This window comes from Anatilimnocola aquadivae (genome assembly GCF_049819085.1).
Classification (GTDB): Bacteria; Planctomycetota; Planctomycetia; order Pirellulales; family Pirellulaceae; genus Anatilimnocola.
In genome coordinates this window covers 1,596,758-1,614,004 of record NZ_CP187419.1, presented here as the reverse complement: position 1 = coordinate 1,614,004, position 17,247 = coordinate 1,596,758, and the positions used below count along the sequence as shown (strand labels likewise).

Here is a 17,247-nt window from a genome sequence, read left to right as displayed (position 1 = left end):
GCGATAAGCGTTTAGGAATGGCCTCGAGAATTGAAAAAACGAGCAAAAAGGTTATCAAAATCGGTTATCAAAACACCAGACCAGTGCGGAACGAATGAGACCGGACGGGAGGAATCAGCAGGCGTTTGCTGGCTTGCAACTGTCACAAATCGGGTGAGCTTACGCCTACTCCTGCGTTGAACCTTTTCCCCAGTCCTGGTGCCAAGCGTGGAGTGCAGACTCGTCTTGAGTGCTCGGGCGAAGTTATCGACCGGATTGCATTCGCGCGGCAAATCGTTATCGTAACTCCAACGCGCGAATAGTGATGCGAACGAATGATAGCTGCCGCACCTGACCTGCCCGGCAGAAACCGCTATCAGCCAATTGGGTGGTGCATTGTAGGGAGAGAAATCTAGAAACCGTCGGTGCTAACGGGTTGTCCGGCGGCGCTGAGGGAGTCTGGATGTTTTCGCCCTACGATGCCGAAATTGCCAACAGCGCACTGTAAGAGAAGCAGTGTAGAGATACCGTGCGCCGATAGCGGAAGGTCGCGGCCCCTTAGCGGGGGCGTGAATAGGTAACGGCGGAAGGAACTGACATCATGCGCAATCAACCCGTCTACTGGTACGAAGGGATGTTCCTTCGCCCCCAGCATTTCCAAGCCGCCGAGCGGTATTGGAACGAGTTGATTGATGTCTCGGAGCAGATCGACCATCCGTATTACTACGGGCTGCGTTCGATTTCGCTCAGTCGGCCGGCCATCGCCAACAACCAGTTTCAGGTCACGCTGCTGCAGGCTCGTCTCAAAGACGGCACGATCGTCAATCTCGAAGCGGGGCAAGATCCCGATCGGCTCGACCTAAAGGAATCGCTCAGCGGCAAGACGATCGACAGCGTGAACCTGGCCGAAGCCTTCGAAAAAGAAGCCAAGGTGCGGGTGTTTCTCGCCGTGCCACGGTTGATGCTGGGCCGGAAGAATGCCGGGACCAAGGAATCGGCCGATGCTCGCTACGCCATCGACCTGAAGAGCATTCAGGACGAGAACGAAGGTGGCAACGATCAGGAAGTGGAGTTTCGCGGGCTCAACATTCGCCTGATGCTCTCGACACAGAACCTGACCGGTTACGAAGTGCTGCCGATTGGCCAGGTGAAGCGCGCGGGTGGGCAAGCTTCGGCGCCCGAGCTCGATGCCGAGTACATTCCACCGCTGATTGCCATTGAATCGTGGCCGCCGCTGAGCCGCGACATCATTCGGACGGTCTACGACCGCATCGGCGAGAGCATCAACGTGCTCGCGGAGCAACTTTCGGATTTGGATGTCGCCCTGGCATCTTCCGATCCGCTCGATATCAAGCGGGTGCTGATACTCTCGCGCTTGAACGAGATCTATTCCGTCATCGGCAGCCAGACGTTTGCCTCGGGCGTGCATCCGTACGCGGCCTACGTCGAACTCTGCCGCGCGGTGGGGCAACTTTCGACCTTCGGACCGACTCGCAAGCCGCCGGAGTTCCCGCGCTACGATCACGACAACCTGTACTACGTTTTCAAGTGGCTGAAGGATCAGATCGAAGCGCTGCTGGAAGCGATTCCCAAGGCGGGCTTTGTGCAGCGGTACTTCATTGGTGCCGGGCAAGGTTTGCAAGTCAGCCTGGAGCCGCAATGGCTGGCCGAAGGTTGGAACTGGTACATCGGCGTGAATCGTGGTTCGCTGACCGAAACCGAGTGCCGCGAACTGCTCAAGCCGGGCTCGGCGAACCTCGACTGGAAGTTTGGCAGTGCCACGATGGTCGACTTCTACCGTCGCAACTTTCACCGCGGCGTGCTGCTGGAAGAAGTGACCCAGACGCCGCGCATTTTGCCGAACAAAGGCCCCTGGTTGTTTTATGCCGTCAAGCGAGACAACGAAGCTTGGCCTTACGTGCACAAAGAGCAATCGCTGGCCATGCGCCTCAATACCCATTTAATCCGCAATCTCGATTCGCTACAGGGAAAGCGGGACCTGGTCGTTACGGTGCGCGGACAAAGCGTTATTTTGCAATTTGCGCTTTTTGCGGTCGCCCCCTTTAAATAACCATCGTTTCGAGACCCATTCCCGACTTGTGAGCGGTAGCTGCAACCCAGACTTGGCGATATCGACTCTGCATTAGGTTTATTTCCGTTATGAGCCCTCGCTTCGCCAAAGCCGTCGACCCCGTCTTCGCCTACGTCCTCGATTTGATGGACCGGATCGATCGTGGACAGAAGGTGGTGCCCCTCGATGAGAAGGTGCGCATCAACAGCCTGCTGCAAACGGCCGGGACGCACCTGAGCGAAGCAGAAGAGTGGTCGCGATTCGCCAAGTACGCCATCATCGCCTGGATTGATTCCGAGTTGGCGACAATTCGCGAATGGGATGGCCGCGATTGGTGGCTCTCGAACTCCCTCGAAATTGATTACCACGGCCAGGGCTTGGCCAACGTCGACTTCTTCGCCCGCGCTCGCGAAGCTGGCATGCTCGCCAGCAAGGACGCGCTCGAAGTGTTTTACATCTGCGTCGTGCTGGGCTTTCGCGGCTTCTATGAAAACGCGAACACTGAAGACAAGATGCGAATCATCGATGCTCTGCAATTACCTCCCGATTTGAAAGCCTGGACCCGACGTCAGGCGCAGGCCATTCGCCTGCAACAAGAGCGCCCGGTCATTAGCGATGCCAGTCGTCCGGCCGATGTGGCTCCGCCACTCGACGGCAAACAGATGTTGTTGGGGACCGCAGTATTGCTGGCGATTGTCGCCGCCATCTGCCTCCCCATGATTTGGATCCTGCTGAAGTTGTGAGATTGGTTCAGGTAGCCCGACGCGCCCTAGCTACTGAAGAAATACGAGTTTGACATGCGTGCGTTGATCGACATCCTCAGCTATCCGTTTCAACTGGTGTTTCTGGCGCCAGCGGCGATCCTTGGTGCGCCTCGGTGGCTCAAGAGTCTGTCCGTCGCTACGCGCGTGGCGCTGGTCGTGTTCGTGTTCATGCTGCTGTTCACTGCTTTCTCGGCTGCCTATTACCTACTCGGTTTTCAAGGTCACGAAGCTCCGGATTTGCTCACTTGGGCTCGCAAGTCGTTCTTTCCGCCGCTCGTGCTGACGTTTCTCACTCCGCCAGTGGTCTACCTGGCCGTGCGCTTTTGGCTCGAAGGACAAGTCTCGCGTTTTCCCGATATCGACGCCGCGTGGAAAGAGGGCGTCGAAGCGTTGGAGAAGGCTGGCATCTCGCTCACCACGACGCCGATTTTTTTGATCCTTGGCCTGCGCGACGAACGAAGCGTGCGGGCCCTGATGCGCGCCACTGGCATCAAGTACACGATTCAAGGCGTGCCGGAAGGAAACAAGCCGATTCACTTTTACGCGGCCGTCGACGAGAAGATCGCGGGCAGCGAAGAACGCTTGAACGCCGTCTATGTCTTTGCCGTTGATGCGTGTCGCTCGAGCAAGCTGCACCTGATGGGGCTCTCCGATTCGCTTCGCTCGCGCGGGAATGTCGAAGACACGGTTCGCGCCGATAGTATGCGGGGCACGATGGTGGGTGGAGCAGCGGGAGGCGATGTCTCGCGCGGCACGAGCGTGGGAAGCGGCACGTCGGTCGAAGCAATGCGCGGCACGAGCGTCGGCGGTGGCAATCAGCCGGCTGCAGCGCCGCTCTCGCGCGCGGCAATGAGCGGCACCATGATGCCCGGCGGCGCTGGCTCGGGCACGATGTTCGGCGGCGGTGGTGGTCATGCGATGGAAAGCGCCATCAACTCGGCGGTCGCTGTTCTTCCCAAAGCAGAAGCCGCCTATCAAGGGGCTCGGCTCGAATACCTGTGTCATCTCATTGCGGCTGGCCGCGAGCCCCTGTGCCCGCTCAATGGCGTGATGATGGTGACACCGTTTCAGCTGCTACGTCGCGGCGATGAGCAGTGTCGCCAGTTGGCTGCGATGGTGCGAGAAGACCTGCGCATCGTACAAAAGGGAACTCGCCTGCGCTGTGCCGTGGTCTCGCTGATCGGCGGCATGGAACACGAACGAGGCTTCTTGGAACTGATTCGCCGCGTTGGTTCGACACGAGCCCGCGATCAACGTCTGGGCAGCAGTTTCAAAACCTGGAACCCCGCCACAATCGATCGGCTGCAAGCGATGGCCGCGCTGTCGTGCGGCACTTTCGAAGACAATATCTACAGCCTGTTCAAGGAAGAAGATGGCTACAACAAAGCCGGCAACGACAAGCTCTATAGCTTGATCTGCAAGACCCGCGGCAAGTTCATCCAAAGCCTCGAATACTTCCTGACCGATGCCTTTGCCTTGCAAGACATTCGCGAGACCGATGGTTCGCGACCGATGCTCTTCAGCGGCTGCTACTTTGCCGCAACGGGCGAAGTAGAAGGGGCTACCGGCTTCATCCGCAGCCTGTTCGAGCAGAAGCTGTATTTGATCGAGCAGGATAACTTGCAATGGACCGAAACGGCCCTGCGCGACGACGCCACTTATCAAGGCTGGGCTCGTCTCGGCATGCTGGTGAGCGGCTGCCTGGTGTTGGTGCTGATTGGCGTGGCGATCTATTCGACGATGAATAAGTAGAGGAGTGTAGGAGTGCCTCGCCGACTACTTCATCGAATAGGGCCAGATAGTATCGCTGAATTCCGCAACGCAGCTCAAGAGCGATACCAAGATGGGGTGGCATTGGCGATTGCTGGCCAGCGAACCGGGGCAATCTACTTGTGGGGATATGTCGCGGAAATGACGCTCAAGGCCGCCTACTTCACGTTCCTACAGTTTCCTGCCAACCAGTCATTGCACATGAGGCCGCATCTGCGAGATGCGATTGATCGAGGACGTCAAACTTTTAATATCGCGTGGCCTCCGCAGGGAGACGGACACAATGTTCGTGCCTGGGCAGAACTACTCGTCGCCGAGCGTGCAGTTGCACCTCAAGGGGCGTATTCCACAAATTTTGCAATCGAGTTGCAGAGGCGTGGGCAACGAATTGAGCCGTTGTGGAGGGAGATTCTCCGCTATCGCAAGAATCTTGCCTATGTCTATGAAGTCAACCAAGTGCAAGAAGCGGTAGAATGGTTACTGGGTAACTCGCACCAGCTGTAGGAGGAAGAGATGCCTCGGCGAACACAAACACTCGATCAACATCTACCAGCCGTAGAAGGCGAGATCGTTGAACGACTAACGCAAGAGCTGCGTAGCGCGCGTGAGTACGGTCAGCCGATTATTGATGAGCGGATTTATCCTGCGGGCAAAAAGAGCGTGACTGTTATCTGGGATGCTTGGGATCGAATGCCGTTGGAAGAACGGACCCGAGTTGTTCGCCGTGCATATGAGTTAGTGGAAGGCTCAGCGAGTCAGGATGGACTAGTGCTCGCGAGCGGACTAACCGTATCTGAAGCACATGCTGCTGGGATGCTGCCATACTTCATTATGACGGCGAGAAGAGAGAGTGACCCTGTTACCCTTGACGAGTGTCGCCAGGCAATGATTGACGAAGGCGCTTCCATTCTGTCGGATGACAAGCAGCCTCAGCTTCGTTTTTCCACTGAGCAAGAGGCGAACGCAGCACGTGATCGCTTGTCAAAGCGACTACCTGGCAGCGGACCAGTGTGGGTGATCGGAAAGGACATGGGATCGGTTGATGACTGGTACACTCGCTGATACAAACGCAAAAAGCGGGGCGTTGAAAAATACTACGCAACTGTGAAGCGCCCTGGAGAGTCTGCTGATGCCGAATCCTGCTGACCCCCTGCGACCCGAACGTGAAGAGGAATTTGCGTCGCACGTTGCTCCCGACACGGAGGCAACCGAAGAGGCCGACGAGCCACAGTTTTTGAATCAGGTGATGAGCCAAACGCTCGCGGGTTTAGCTTCGACGCGCGAGCTGAACCCCGAGCTATATGCTGCCTTGCTGGAAGTGGCGCGGCAGCATCCGGGTGAAGTTTTGTCGCTCGATCCGGTCGCGATCGAATTGATGGGCGCCAGCTTGCGAGTTCAGTTTCCCGCCATCGCCCAACGAGAAGCGCTAGTGCGGCGGATGAGCCTGTGGATCGCCGAGTCGATGCTGGCTGATCCTTCCGCCCGTCAGCGATTGGCCGAATTGTGGGCCGGCTTGGGAGAGGCCAGCGTATGACCTCACCGCGTCTGACCTCCGACCAACTCGTGTTCGCGCATCAGGGGCTCGTGCGTGCGATCGCGCGCGGTATCCATCGCAGCTTGCCGCCATTCATGGAACTGGACGATCTGATCTCGTACGGTCAGCTGGGCTTGATGCAAGCGGCGCAGGATTTTGATCCGGCTCGCGGAGTTCAGTTTTCGACGTTCGCCTACCATCGCATTCGTGGCGCGATCTTGGACGGCACGCAGCAGATGGCGTTCTTCCGGCGGTTCACGCCCAGCCGGCAACAGTACGACCGGATGGCCAACGACACGCTCGCGGCCAATGCTACGGACTCGGCCAGCGAGAGTTCTGCCACGACCGCCGATCAGGCTGCGTGGCTGCAAGACTCGAGTGCTCAGTTGGCGGTGGTCTTTCTGCTTAGTCATTCGGCAGATGAAGGGCGCGAGTCGCCTCACCTGGAAGATGCCGCCGCGCGAGCGCCGATGCAGGACATGCTCGATGACGAACTCAAATCGAAGCTACATGCCGCGCTAGCCGAGTTGCCCGATGAGGCGAGGTCACTCATGCAAGGTGCCTACTTCGAAGGTCTCACGTTGAAAGAAGCCGGCGAACGTCTGGGCATCAGCAAGGCCTGGGCCAGTCGCTTGCACGCTCGCGCGCTGGGGCAACTGGCGCGGAGCCTTCGTCGACTACAAGTTGCCGACGAAGTGTAGTCGCATCGCTGCGCGAGCTACCTGTCTCGCCATTCGAGCACTTGATACTTCGAGATTTGAATGCGGCCGGTGGGAATGAGGCGGCGCGTGAGTGGCGATGGCTCGAGAGTTTCGGCTTCGAACTCCAAGTTGCCGTAGCTGGTCTGGCGCAACTTGGCGACTTGTAACCAGGCATGCTCCACCTGGTGGCCATGCTGCAGGACGACGCGAATTTGCAGCGGAGCAGGCGACTCCGCGGCTTGGTGCGAAGCCAGCCACTTGCGGCCCCGTTGCCTAAGTTCTCTAGCAACTGCCGGAGAGATCTTCGCCTGCGTTCCATCGGGCAGCGGCAGAGCTTCTGCCGTGCGACTGTCGAGTTCCGCTTCGAACGCTGTGGGCGAGTGGAACAGTTCGCGCAAATGGGGATCGGACGGGAGGAAATCGAGTTGGTAGCCAGCCGGATGCTGGTACCCAATGGCCACGACTTGATCGTCGTACAAAGTGGTGGCGAGGTCACGCAGCTGTTGCCACACGGCGTCGCTCGAAGGTTCGGGTTCGAGCATTTCGAACGCGTACCAGGTCTGCTGATTTGCCAACAGACGTTTGACTCGCGCGCCGCTGTTGGTGACTTCGGCCAGTTGATGATCGGTAACGTAAGGCCGCGAACTTACCGTCAGTTGGGCTCCTGCGGCCTCGGCACCGGGCCAGTTCAGCTGGTAGGTCGTACCCAACTGGTGACTCACGGGCTCCGAGATTTCCAACTCCGGAAGTGCGGCCTGCAAGAGCTTTTCGAGTTGCTCGCGCGAGGTGACTTCTGCCTGTGATGAGAGCAGTACGATCGACGGTGAGATTCGATCGCGCAATTGCACGGGGCGCGCGCGTCGCAGTTCGGTCCACTTGTCATCGACGAAGGCGGCAGCCACTTCGCGCGTAAATCGGTAGTGCAGCGATTGAAAGAAGCCAGGGGCTTTCCGCTCCTCTTGTTCGGCTAGTTTGGTCATCGCGTCGACATCGCCACGCTGCAAGTGAATGAGCGCCAACATGTCGGACTTGCTGTTGCCTTGCTGGGCGGCAGCCAATGCCTCGTCGACTCGACCTTCATGCAGTAGTGCGCGGACTAGTTGAGTCCGGGCATTCGACTCGTTGTACTGAGACTGAAAGCCAGTTGCCTTGGGCCAAGGCTGCAGCAGGGAAATCACCTTGTTGTGATCGCCCCGAGCTTGCGCGACTTGCAGCTGAGCGTCGAGCAAGTATGGATCATTGGGATGGGCTCGGCGGTGAAGTTCACAGAGCTTGTCGGCGGTTTCCCAGTCGCGGGTTGACCTTGCCAGGTATTGCAACTCACGGAACTTGTCGAGCTTGTTCGTGCTGCGGCGATAGGCCTCTTCGAGACCGAACGTGGCGTTCACCAACTCGTCATCGAGCAACTCCAGCATCGTCTTGGCATGCGGATCGTCCTGCTGAGCCAGTCGATGTTTGCCTACCAAGACGTGCGACGCGGCTTGAGGATAATCCTCTGCAGCGAGTGCGATCTTGGCGTCGTAGTAGGCGAGCCACACATCTTCGGCACCAGCAGGCGTTTGGCGATACGTGGTGTTTAGTTCCTCCAGCGTCTTCCATTTGCCTTCACGGATGCAGTCATCGGCCAGCGTGTGATAGGCGCTGGGTTTTTCGGTGGCATCCTCGAAGGCTTCGATCACTCCCCACTGCCGAGCCAGGCTGATGAGCAGACGTTCGGCCAGCTGTTCCTTCTCGTAGCCTTCTTCAGCGACCTGATCGTGGGCTGTGCGAAAGTGCAATTCGGCGGCTGCCCAATCTTCAGCTTGAAAGGCCAATAAGCCGGCGATCCGGTTCGTCTCCAAATCGTCATGCTTGGCAGCCAATAGCTCGTCGATTAAAGGCCGCAGTTCTGCTGGCGACAGCAGAGGTTCTTCGGCCTCGTAACCTCCGGCAAAGTACACCAAGGCCGCATGCCGATCGGGATGCACCAGGGCTGCTTCTGCACCTTTGCCAGCGAGTTGCATGCTCCAAAGATACGATTGCCAAAAGCTGTCTTGAATGGCTGCGTCTTCCGATTTCTCTGCTGCCTGCTTGTAAAGCGCGGCCGCCAGTTCGTGCTCGTCGTTCCAACTCAGTCGCTGAGCCCGAAAATTCAACAGCTCGATCGATTCGGGAGCGGTGCTGGCGAGAAACTGTTCCAGCTGATTGGCCAGGTCTTCGTCGTTGTGCTCGTGCAGCAGGTCGACCTGCGCGAGGGCCGTTTGCAGGGGGTTCGCCGAGTTCTTAACTAGCGCTAGAAACTCATCCTTGCGATCGGCGGGCAGTAAGCGATAGAGATGTTCGAACTGGCGTTCTTCAAACATCGCGTAGTGATGCAACACCAGGTAATCGGCATAGGCAGCCTCAGGTCGATCGAGCGCTTCGTGCGCTCGCGCTCGTACAGCGACCATCTCCGGATGAAATCCGGCGGCCTGTTCATACTCGCTGGCAGCCTGCAGCGCTTCTTCGTGCCGGCCCAGTTGATCGAAGGCGTTGGCCAGCTGCAGAAGGAACCCAGGGCCTCGCTCGCCGGTAGGAATGGAGCGACATAGTTCAATCGTGGCATCCTTATCGCCGATTTGCAGCCATTCCAGCATCACCAGATACTTTTGCAGCGTGTCGATCGCGGGGGGAAGCTCGCACTGCTGGGCCAGCTGTAGTTGCACGGCGGCCTCCGCTCGTTTGCCTTCGGCGAGCAGCTTGCGGCTCTGCTGCAAATAGGCATCGGATTGCCGCTCTTGGGCATACCGCGAGTCGACATTCGCGGCCTGCCGAATCGCATAACGATCCGACACCGAATAGCCAAACTCCACGTATTCCCAGTCGGCCAGCTGCAGCGAGTTGCCTCGCTTTACCAGCCAGAGCCGCAGAGGTTCGGTGACGCGCCCTTCGGTTTCCAGAAAGACATAGGCCAATAGATGCGTCTCGTCGATCGACTGCAAATCAAACAGTCGCAGCCGGCTGATATTGCCAAGCGTCTCTTCCTCCAGGAACGAATCGCGAACTTCTTGCCTTCCGAACGCGGACAAGGTCGGCATCGTGGGGTGCCGTAAGGTTCGATCTCCCAACTCACCCAGATCGACCAGCGACAGAAACTGCTTGTTGTTGTCGCGATTCGAGGCTCTGACCATTCGCAGCAACAGCCGTTCGACCTGGCGACGATCGGGGTGGTTGAGCTTGAACTGAGGATCGGCGTGCGCGGGATCAAAGCCTTGACGCAGGCTCTGGCGCTTCTCGTCCATCGACTCTTGACGAGTGGCCGCCGTTGCAACAGGCTGTTGGCGCGCGAGCGAAATAATGCCCACGACGCCTGCCGCCAGGCAAAGCACGATCAGACCCACAAAACCGCAACCGATCAAGAGCAAGCCGCGATTGTTCGCGGGTGTCTCGGGCAGCAGCCTTGCTTCGAGCGGTTCATCCTTGTGCGGACGATTCATTACAGACCTGGAGAATACAGACGGTGGGGAGTATGGAGAGGGACTATCATAATTACCAGCGCAACCCGATCTGGGGAAGTTCCTGGGGCGGGTTGCGGTTAATTGCGAGAGAAGTGTAGTAGCGATTGCCCGGACTCTAGCACCACCTCCGACTGTGCGAATTCGATGCAGCGGACCGCTTGTAGCTCCCACCTAAACGAGTTGCAGCCAACTACTTCCTTCTGCCGAGCATACGTAAGCGACTTCTGACGTAGCCTTGCTCGACCCATGCTTGTTGGAAGGATTCCGCTGCCTGGTTCTGCGGAACAGTCTGCTTCGCTTTACAGTGCCGATTCTGACGCCTAAGATGACGGCGGCTCCGGTTTCACCGCTCGGACGTGGGGAGCGAGCGTCGATGAGAGTTTGGAGGCGTCGGTTCCTCCTCATGCTGGTTTTGCTCAATGCCCACATCGCCTTTATTGGATCTTGAGACCCTGCTCGCTCCGGTTCCTGGAGACAATCCAACCGGTGCCTATCTTCGTTATTCTTCGGGCCGCGAATACGATCTGATTCGCGATCTGCGTCCCAAACGGGACCAGGCCATTTTTGAAGATGGCAGCGAAGGGCCCCAGGCCGGTCAATGGAAAACCATCATTGCCAAGGGGCAAGAGTTTTTGCAGACCAAGAGCAAAGACCTGCAACTGGCTGCGTGGCTGACCGAAGCTCTCACCAATCAACATGGTTTCGCTGGCCTGCGAGATGGTTTGCAATTGATCACCGGTCTGCTGCAAACACACTGGGAAGGTCTGTTCCCCCCCGCCGACGACGGCGACCTGGAAACGCGCGTGGCCCCGCTCGAATGGCTGCTAGGCGATACCGGCCTGCCCATCTGGGTGCGCGAAGTTCCCTTGGCCGATCGCCCCGCGGAGATGTCTGGCGATGCCGAGAAAAAGGCCCCTGTCACTTACAACCTGTGGCATTCCATCAAGGTGAACCGCTCGGCCGATGCCGAGGTGTTTGTCTCCAGCATGGAAGCGGTCGTCAGCAAGACGCCGCCAGCCTTCTTCAAAAAGCTGCACGAAGACCTGCGCGCTGCCCGCGAAGCGCTCGAAGCTTATAACACGGTCGCTGACGAACAATTTGGCCGCCTCGCGCCCGGTGTTTCGGCCGTACGCACCGCCCTCGAACAATGCCAAAACCGCATCGAGACCATCTGCAAGGAACGCAAGATCCCCCTGCAGGAGACCGCGGCAATGGACGACACTGCAGACAGTAGCGACGACGATAGCGGCACGAAGGACGAGAGTGTTAGCTATTCCGGCAGCAGCAATGGCCACAGCGGACCAGTCCGTTCGCGGGCCGAAGCACTCGAAAAACTGCGCGAGATCGCGGACTATTTGCGTCAGGCCGAGCCTCATAGCCCGGTCTCGTACTTGATTCAGCGGGCCATCTCGTGGAGCGAAATGCCGTTCGAAAAGTTGCTTTTAGAGCTCGTCCAAGACCAAAATGCTCGTGCGCTCATCAACAACACGCTCGGCATCAAGGAGGATCCCTATGGCGACAGCAGCGGCAGCTCTTACGATTCCGAAAACGGGTAACGACTGCCTCGACGAAATTAGCTTGTAACAAACGGATTGAAATTACGCCTCGCAGCGAAACTAGTCACCTTGTGCCACGAATCTCGCGCGAGCGATTCACGAGAAAAACTCTCCTTCGAATAATCAGCATCGAAAACTTGTCCCCTTTCGAAAAAAGGTAGCGAACTATGGCTGGCGAAAGCGTTCAAAAGAAACTCGACCGGGTCCGTCCACCGCGCGTGCAGATCAAGTACGAAGTCGAAACCGACGGCGCGATCGAACTGAAAGAACTGCCGTTCGTGGTGGGTGTGCTCGGCGATTTTTCCGGCAAACCCAACGAAGCCCTGCCGCCCATGAAGGACCGCAAGTTTGTCGAAATCGATCGCGACAACTTCCACACCGTCCTCGCCAAGACCGCTCCCCGGCTCGCCTTCCGCGTCGACGACAAAATCTCCGGCAAGGAAGATAGCAAGCTCAGCGTCGAGCTGAATTTCAAGCACCTCGACGACTTCTCGCCCGAAAACGTCGTCAAGCAAGTCGAACCGCTCCGCAAGCTGGTCGAAGCTCGTCAGCAGCTGGAAATGCTGAAGTCGAAAATGGACGGCAACGACAAGCTCACCGGCCTGCTCGAACAAGTGCTGGAAAACGCCTCGCTGCAACAACAGCTCGGCAAGTCGCTCAAAGTCGAAGAGGAAAAGAAGCCCGAGTAGTCCCTGGTCTTTTTCCTGCTCACCATACATTCCTCGGTTCGGAGATCCTTTTTCATGGCTGCCAAAGAAACGCAAGCTGCCGCCGCTGCAGCAACCACTACCACAACCGCCGAAGACAGCTTTCTCGATCAAGTTGTCAGCGCGACCAAGCCCAAGAGCGACGCTCAACTCGACAACGCCAAGAAGATGCTGCAGACATTCGTCCAGCAGCTGATGTCGGGCACGGCCACCGTTAGCAAAGATGCTGAAAAGCAGATCAACTACTGGATTGCCGAAATCGATCGTCTGCTCTCCGTGCAGTTGAACGAGATCATGCACCATGCCGAATTCCAAAAGCTGGAAGGCTCGTGGCGCGGGCTCTTCTATCTAGTCGACAAGACCGAAACCAGCACCCAGCTGAAGATTCGCGTCCTCAACACCTCGAAGCGAGACCTGTTGAAGGACCTCGAAAAGGCGACCGAGTTCGACCAGAGTGCCTTGTTCAAGAAGGTCTACGAAGAAGAATACGGCACTTTCGGTGGTGCTCCTTATGGCTGCCTCATCGGCGACTATGAGTTCACCAATCACCCGGAAGACATGGCTCTGCTGGAGCGCGTGGGCCAAGTGGCTGCCGCCGCTCATGCTCCGTTCTTCACTGCCGCTGGTGCCGAACTGTTCGACCTCGAAAGCTTCACCGAGATCGATGCCAAGCGCGATCTGGCGAAGATTTTCGACAACGTCGAATACGCCAAGTGGAAGTCGTTCCGCGAATCGGAAGACTCTCGCTATGTGGGCCTCTGCTTGCCGCACATTCTGATGCGGATGCCTTACGGTGCGAAGACCAAGCGCGTCGAAAACTTCAACTACGAAGAAGACGTCGACGGTCGCGACCATAAAAAGTACCTGTGGGGCAATGCCGCCTACGCTCTCGGCGCACGAATCACCGATTCGTTTGCCAAGTTCGGCTGGCTCGCCTCGATTCGCGGTGTTGAAGGTGGCGGTCTCGTCGAAGGCTTGCCGACCCATACCTTCCATACCGATGAAGGCGATGTGGCTCTCAAGTGCCCGACCGAAGTGGCGATCACCGATCGCCGCGAAAAGGAATTTGCCGACCTGGGCTTCATTCCGCTCGTGCACTGCAAGGGTCGCGACTTTGCCGCGTTCTTTGCCGCTCAATCGGCTCAAAAGGCTAAGCTCTACAACAAAGACACGGCCAACGCCAACGCCCGCCTGTCGACCCAGCTGCAGTACATGCTGTGCGTCTCGCGGTTTGCTCACTACTTGAAGGCGATGGCTCGCGACAAGATCGGCAGCTTCATGAGCCGCAAGGCTTGCGAAAACTGGCTGAATACCTGGATCGAAACCTACAAGCACCCCGATCCCGACAATGCCGGTCAAGAAGCCTTGGCTCGTCAGCCACTGGCCGAAGCCCGCGTCGATGTGCGTGAAATCCCCGGTCGCCCTGGTCAATACGAGGCCATCGCTTACCTCCGCCCGCACTTCCAACTCGACGCCCTGAACGTCAGCATGCGTCTCGTCGCCCAACTCCCACCGCCCAAGGGCGGCTAGTGGTTGGCTGAGAAGCGAATGACAATTGACTAACCTTACGCGGGCCGGACTAAACTCCGGCCCGCTCTTACGTTTCTTGTGGGTTGAGGCGTTGAATGAGCTGAATGAGTGTTTATCGCACACAATAGAATCCACTCATGATCATTCAGAATTGACCAAGGCAAACGCGATAGGTAACTTGATCGCACGAATTGTACGACCGTGCAAATAAGCGAAGGAAGTCCAATGCCTGCAAAGAAGGTGTTTGTTGCCTGTCCTATAGGAAGCGAAAATAGTTCTGAACGTGCCCAGTCGGATCACCTGATGAAGTTTGTGATCTATCCAGCGGTTAAGGAATTGCTAGGCAATTCTGACGGCCAGTCGATCGTGCGCGCCGACACGATGGGTGAGCCAGGGCGAATTACGACTCAGATACTGCGTGAACTAGTTTCTGCGGACGTCGTCATCGCAGACGTGACAGGAACGAACCCAAATGTGATGTACGAGGTTGGGATTCGCCAAGCTATTGTTAAGCCCCTTGTTTTAATGGCGGAGAGCAGTCAGAAGCTCCCTTTTGATCTAAGTGACCTTAGGACGGTATTTTATAAACTCGATCTGGAGCACTTTGAGCGTGCTCAGAACGAACTAAAGGCGCATCTCGAAAAAGCTTTTGCAGGTGCAGTGTCCCCACTGGACAAAGCTCTATTTCTATCTAACGAAGGGCAGCTAGGCGGAACACCAGACGGTTCTCGTGATCTGTTGGCAGTGCTTGAGGTTTGTGAGGGAATTCTAAAGGAGACGCAAGAAACCAAAGATCTGGTCACGGAGATCGGTCGAGTTGCGATTCAAATACAAGGCACTAAGGAAGATCAGCGAGAAGAGCGCGAGGAGGCGACGCGGAATCAGCTCGGCATGATGTTTATGAATCAGTTCATGCAGAATCCAGACATGATGGATAAGATGCTGCCAGCGATGCAAAAGCTTCAGGAGTTTGGGCAGCACCAGCAGCTTGAACAGAAACTCCAGAAAGGAACGCGCCGGCGAAAATGACGACCTGGGTGATCGTTGCTTCGCTCGCGATGATTGGCAGTAGTGCCGCCTCACTACTTGCCCAGGTAGCCGATCCCGCGGCGGAGAGCGCTGTGGCCGAGATTGAATCGCTGGGAGGGCGGGTTTATCGGCGGCCGGATGGGCAGGTCGATATTGTTTCGCTCCGGGGGGACAAGGTCGGGGATGAAGAACTCGATTTGCTGCAGTTCTTACCGACCGCTCGCGTGCTCGATCTCGATGGTTCGCGGGTGACAAACGCCGGGCTCGATCGCTTGCTGAAGGCACCCCAGTTGGAAGAAGTGTCGCTGCGCGGAACAGCAGTCACGCGCGCGGCCGCGGAGGATTTTAAAGAACGGCATCCGGGCGTTTATCGGGTGACCGTCTCAGCCGGCTTTAAACCCGCGATGTTCGTATTCGCAGCGAGCATGCTAATTCCCATCGGCTGTGGGTGCTGGCTGATTTGGATCACGCACCGCAAACGTGAGGTGCTGCAGCCTTGGCTGTACTATCGCGGGATGTTGTGGGGCCTGTTGCTCATCGCCTTTTTCGCCCTCGTGATGTTCGTTGCGGTGCTGCAAGCGATCGGAATTGAGTTCCGAATTGCCGATCTATTCGGGTAGTCAATCCAGCTACGTCTTCGCGGCGCTGATGGCCCGGCGCACGACTTGGCGCATCAGTTCCAGCGGAGCTTTTTGCCCGGTGAAGAGTTGATACTGCAGCGCGGCCTGGCCAACGAACATGTCGATGCCGGTGATGGTATGGCAGCCTACTTCGCGGGCCTGCTTGATGAGCAATGTTTGCTCGGGGTTGTAGACCGTATCGAAGATAGTCATGTCGTGGAGCAGGTGACGATGATCGAACGGCGATTCATCGACGACCGGATGCATGCCCACGGGGGTACCGTTGACGATCAGGATGGCTCGCACCGTGTGGCGAGCGCCCCACTCGACTGCTCGCGCCCCGAAGGCTCGGGCCAGATCTTCAGCCTTCGAATCGGTGCGGGAAGCAATCACCACATCGGCTCCGCGGCGACGCAAGCCATAGACCAGTGCGCGCGAGACGCCACCGGCACCCAGCAAGAGGACGGTCTTCCCTTCGAGTGCCCGGTTGTTTTCGTCGCTGCCGAAGGCCTGATCGATGCAGAACATGGCTGCCTGGTAATCGGTGTTGAAGCCCTTCAAACCGTCCGGCTTGGAGACCACCGTGTTGCAAGCGCCGATTCGCTGCGTGGCTTCATCGCACTTGCTGATGTGCTTGATGATCTCTTCTTTGTGCGGAATCGTGACGCTCAGACCCTTCACTCCCAACTCGGGACAATCGGCAATGAACGACGCCAGCTGATCGCTCGAGACGCGAAACGGCAGATAGATTCTGTTCATCTTGGCATGCGCGAACGCCGCGTTATGAATCAGCGGGCTCAGGCTCTGCGCCACAGGATCGGCCACGACGCCGTAGAACTCGGTCTCGGCGTTGATCTGGTCGTAGCGATAGACCTCTTTCATCTGCTGAAAGCTGAGCTGTCCCGGCGCGAGAGCCCGCTCGGCATGAAAGGTCGCATAGGTGAACGGTGCGCCGAAGCGTTTGGCCAGCACGCGCGAGGGGGTCCCAATTTCGCCCATACCAATGGCGACGGTGGGAATCTTGCTATCGCGACACATCCGCAGCAGACGCAGGTTATCGTGCGGGTGATTCACCATCGTGGCAATCTTCACCACGTCGGCATCGTGCTTGGCCAGCCGCGCATGCAGCGCGTCGAGATCTTCGGGCGTCTCTTGAAAATCGTGATAGCTGACGATGCGCTTGGTCTTGCCGAAGCGGGGAATTTTGGCGGCGACATCTTCTTCCAGGTCGACGTAGTCGCAGCCCGCGACAATTGCCTGGCGCAGGAGAAGCTGGCGTTGCTCTTCGCTGCGAGCCCATTTACCACCATCGCGATCGCGGCGGCAAGTGACGACGACCGGGCAGGGACGCTCGGGGAGCAACCGATTCAGGTTCACGGCACTCTGTACGTAGTCCAGCCGCAATTCGACCAGCTGAGCTCCTTGCTCAGCCAGATGCTTGTGCTCGGCAATCAAATAGCGATGGCGGCCGCGCCCGATACTAACGCAAATCATGAGCAGAAATCACAGC

The 17,247-nt window shown here is 57.7% G+C and carries 14 protein-coding genes; 12 read left to right on the top strand and 2 right to left on the bottom strand.

The annotated features are described in order from the left end of the window. The first annotated feature begins 580 nt into the window (after positions 1 to 580). The 7 genes from tssK to NA78x_RS06430 all read left to right on the top strand — a co-directional run bounded on the left by tssK (position 581) and on the right by NA78x_RS06430 (position 6,819). Complete coding sequence (tssK, locus tag NA78x_RS06460) at positions 581 to 2,050, top strand: type VI secretion system baseplate subunit TssK (protein ID WP_425617612.1); 1,470 nt, start codon at positions 581 to 583, stop codon at positions 2,048 to 2,050. Positions 2,051 to 2,139: 89 nt separating this feature from the next. Beyond that, positions 2,140 to 2,793 (top strand): DotU family type IV/VI secretion system protein, encoded by a 654-nt coding sequence (locus NA78x_RS06455; protein ID WP_425617611.1) that lies wholly within the window; start codon positions 2,140 to 2,142, stop codon positions 2,791 to 2,793. 54 nt (positions 2,794 to 2,847) lie between these two features. Then, positions 2,848 to 4,566: a type VI secretion protein IcmF/TssM N-terminal domain-containing protein gene (locus NA78x_RS06450; protein WP_425617610.1), complete on the top strand. Its 1,719-nt coding sequence runs from the start codon at positions 2,848 to 2,850 to the stop codon at positions 4,564 to 4,566. 12 nt (positions 4,567 to 4,578) lie between these two features. After that, entirely contained in the window at positions 4,579 to 5,088 is a 510-nt protein-coding gene (locus NA78x_RS06445) for a hypothetical protein (protein WP_425617609.1), read from the top strand. 9 nt (positions 5,089 to 5,097) lie between these two features. Next, positions 5,098 to 5,646, top strand: a complete 549-nt coding sequence (locus NA78x_RS06440) for a hypothetical protein (RefSeq protein ID WP_425617608.1) — start codon at positions 5,098 to 5,100, stop codon at positions 5,644 to 5,646. Between the two features lie 67 nt (positions 5,647 to 5,713). Further along, positions 5,714 to 6,118 (top strand): hypothetical protein, encoded by a 405-nt coding sequence (locus NA78x_RS06435; RefSeq protein WP_425617607.1) that lies wholly within the window; start codon positions 5,714 to 5,716, stop codon positions 6,116 to 6,118. Next, on the top strand, positions 6,115 to 6,819 hold the full coding sequence (locus NA78x_RS06430) for a sigma-70 family RNA polymerase sigma factor (protein WP_425617606.1): 705 nt from the start codon (positions 6,115 to 6,117) through the stop codon (positions 6,817 to 6,819). Before NA78x_RS06435 ends, NA78x_RS06430 begins: the two co-directional genes overlap by 4 nt. 17 nt (positions 6,820 to 6,836) lie before the next feature. On the opposite strand, the gene NA78x_RS06425 is transcribed toward NA78x_RS06430, so the two are convergent. Further along, complete coding sequence (locus NA78x_RS06425; protein WP_425617605.1) at positions 6,837 to 10,274, bottom strand: hypothetical protein; 3,438 nt, start codon at positions 10,272 to 10,274, stop codon at positions 6,837 to 6,839. A 440-nt stretch (positions 10,275 to 10,714) separates the two neighbouring features. Between NA78x_RS06425 and tssA the strand changes: the two genes are divergently transcribed. The 5 genes from tssA (at position 10,715) to NA78x_RS06400 (ending at position 15,737) form a co-directional block, all read left to right on the top strand. Next, positions 10,715 to 11,851 (top strand): type VI secretion system protein TssA, encoded by a 1,137-nt coding sequence (gene tssA / locus NA78x_RS06420; RefSeq protein WP_425617604.1) that lies wholly within the window; start codon positions 10,715 to 10,717, stop codon positions 11,849 to 11,851. A 167-nt stretch (positions 11,852 to 12,018) separates the two neighbouring features. Next, positions 12,019 to 12,540 (top strand): type VI secretion system contractile sheath small subunit, encoded by a 522-nt coding sequence (gene tssB / locus NA78x_RS06415; protein ID WP_425617603.1) that lies wholly within the window; start codon positions 12,019 to 12,021, stop codon positions 12,538 to 12,540. 54 nt (positions 12,541 to 12,594) lie between these two features. After that, positions 12,595 to 14,088: a type VI secretion system contractile sheath large subunit gene (gene tssC / locus NA78x_RS06410; protein WP_425617602.1), complete on the top strand. Its 1,494-nt coding sequence runs from the start codon at positions 12,595 to 12,597 to the stop codon at positions 14,086 to 14,088. A 225-nt stretch (positions 14,089 to 14,313) separates the two neighbouring features. Further along, positions 14,314 to 15,117 (top strand): hypothetical protein, encoded by an 804-nt coding sequence (locus tag NA78x_RS06405; RefSeq protein ID WP_425617601.1) that lies wholly within the window; start codon positions 14,314 to 14,316, stop codon positions 15,115 to 15,117. Beyond that, complete coding sequence (locus NA78x_RS06400) at positions 15,114 to 15,737, top strand: hypothetical protein (protein ID WP_425617600.1); 624 nt, start codon at positions 15,114 to 15,116, stop codon at positions 15,735 to 15,737. Before NA78x_RS06405 ends, NA78x_RS06400 begins: the two co-directional genes overlap by 4 nt. Before the next feature lie 9 nt (positions 15,738 to 15,746). On the opposite strand, the gene aroE is transcribed toward NA78x_RS06400, so the two are convergent. Next, entirely contained in the window at positions 15,747 to 17,231 is a 1,485-nt protein-coding gene (gene aroE, locus NA78x_RS06395) for a shikimate dehydrogenase (RefSeq protein WP_425617599.1), read from the bottom strand. Between the last annotated feature and the right edge of the window lie 16 nt (positions 17,232 to 17,247).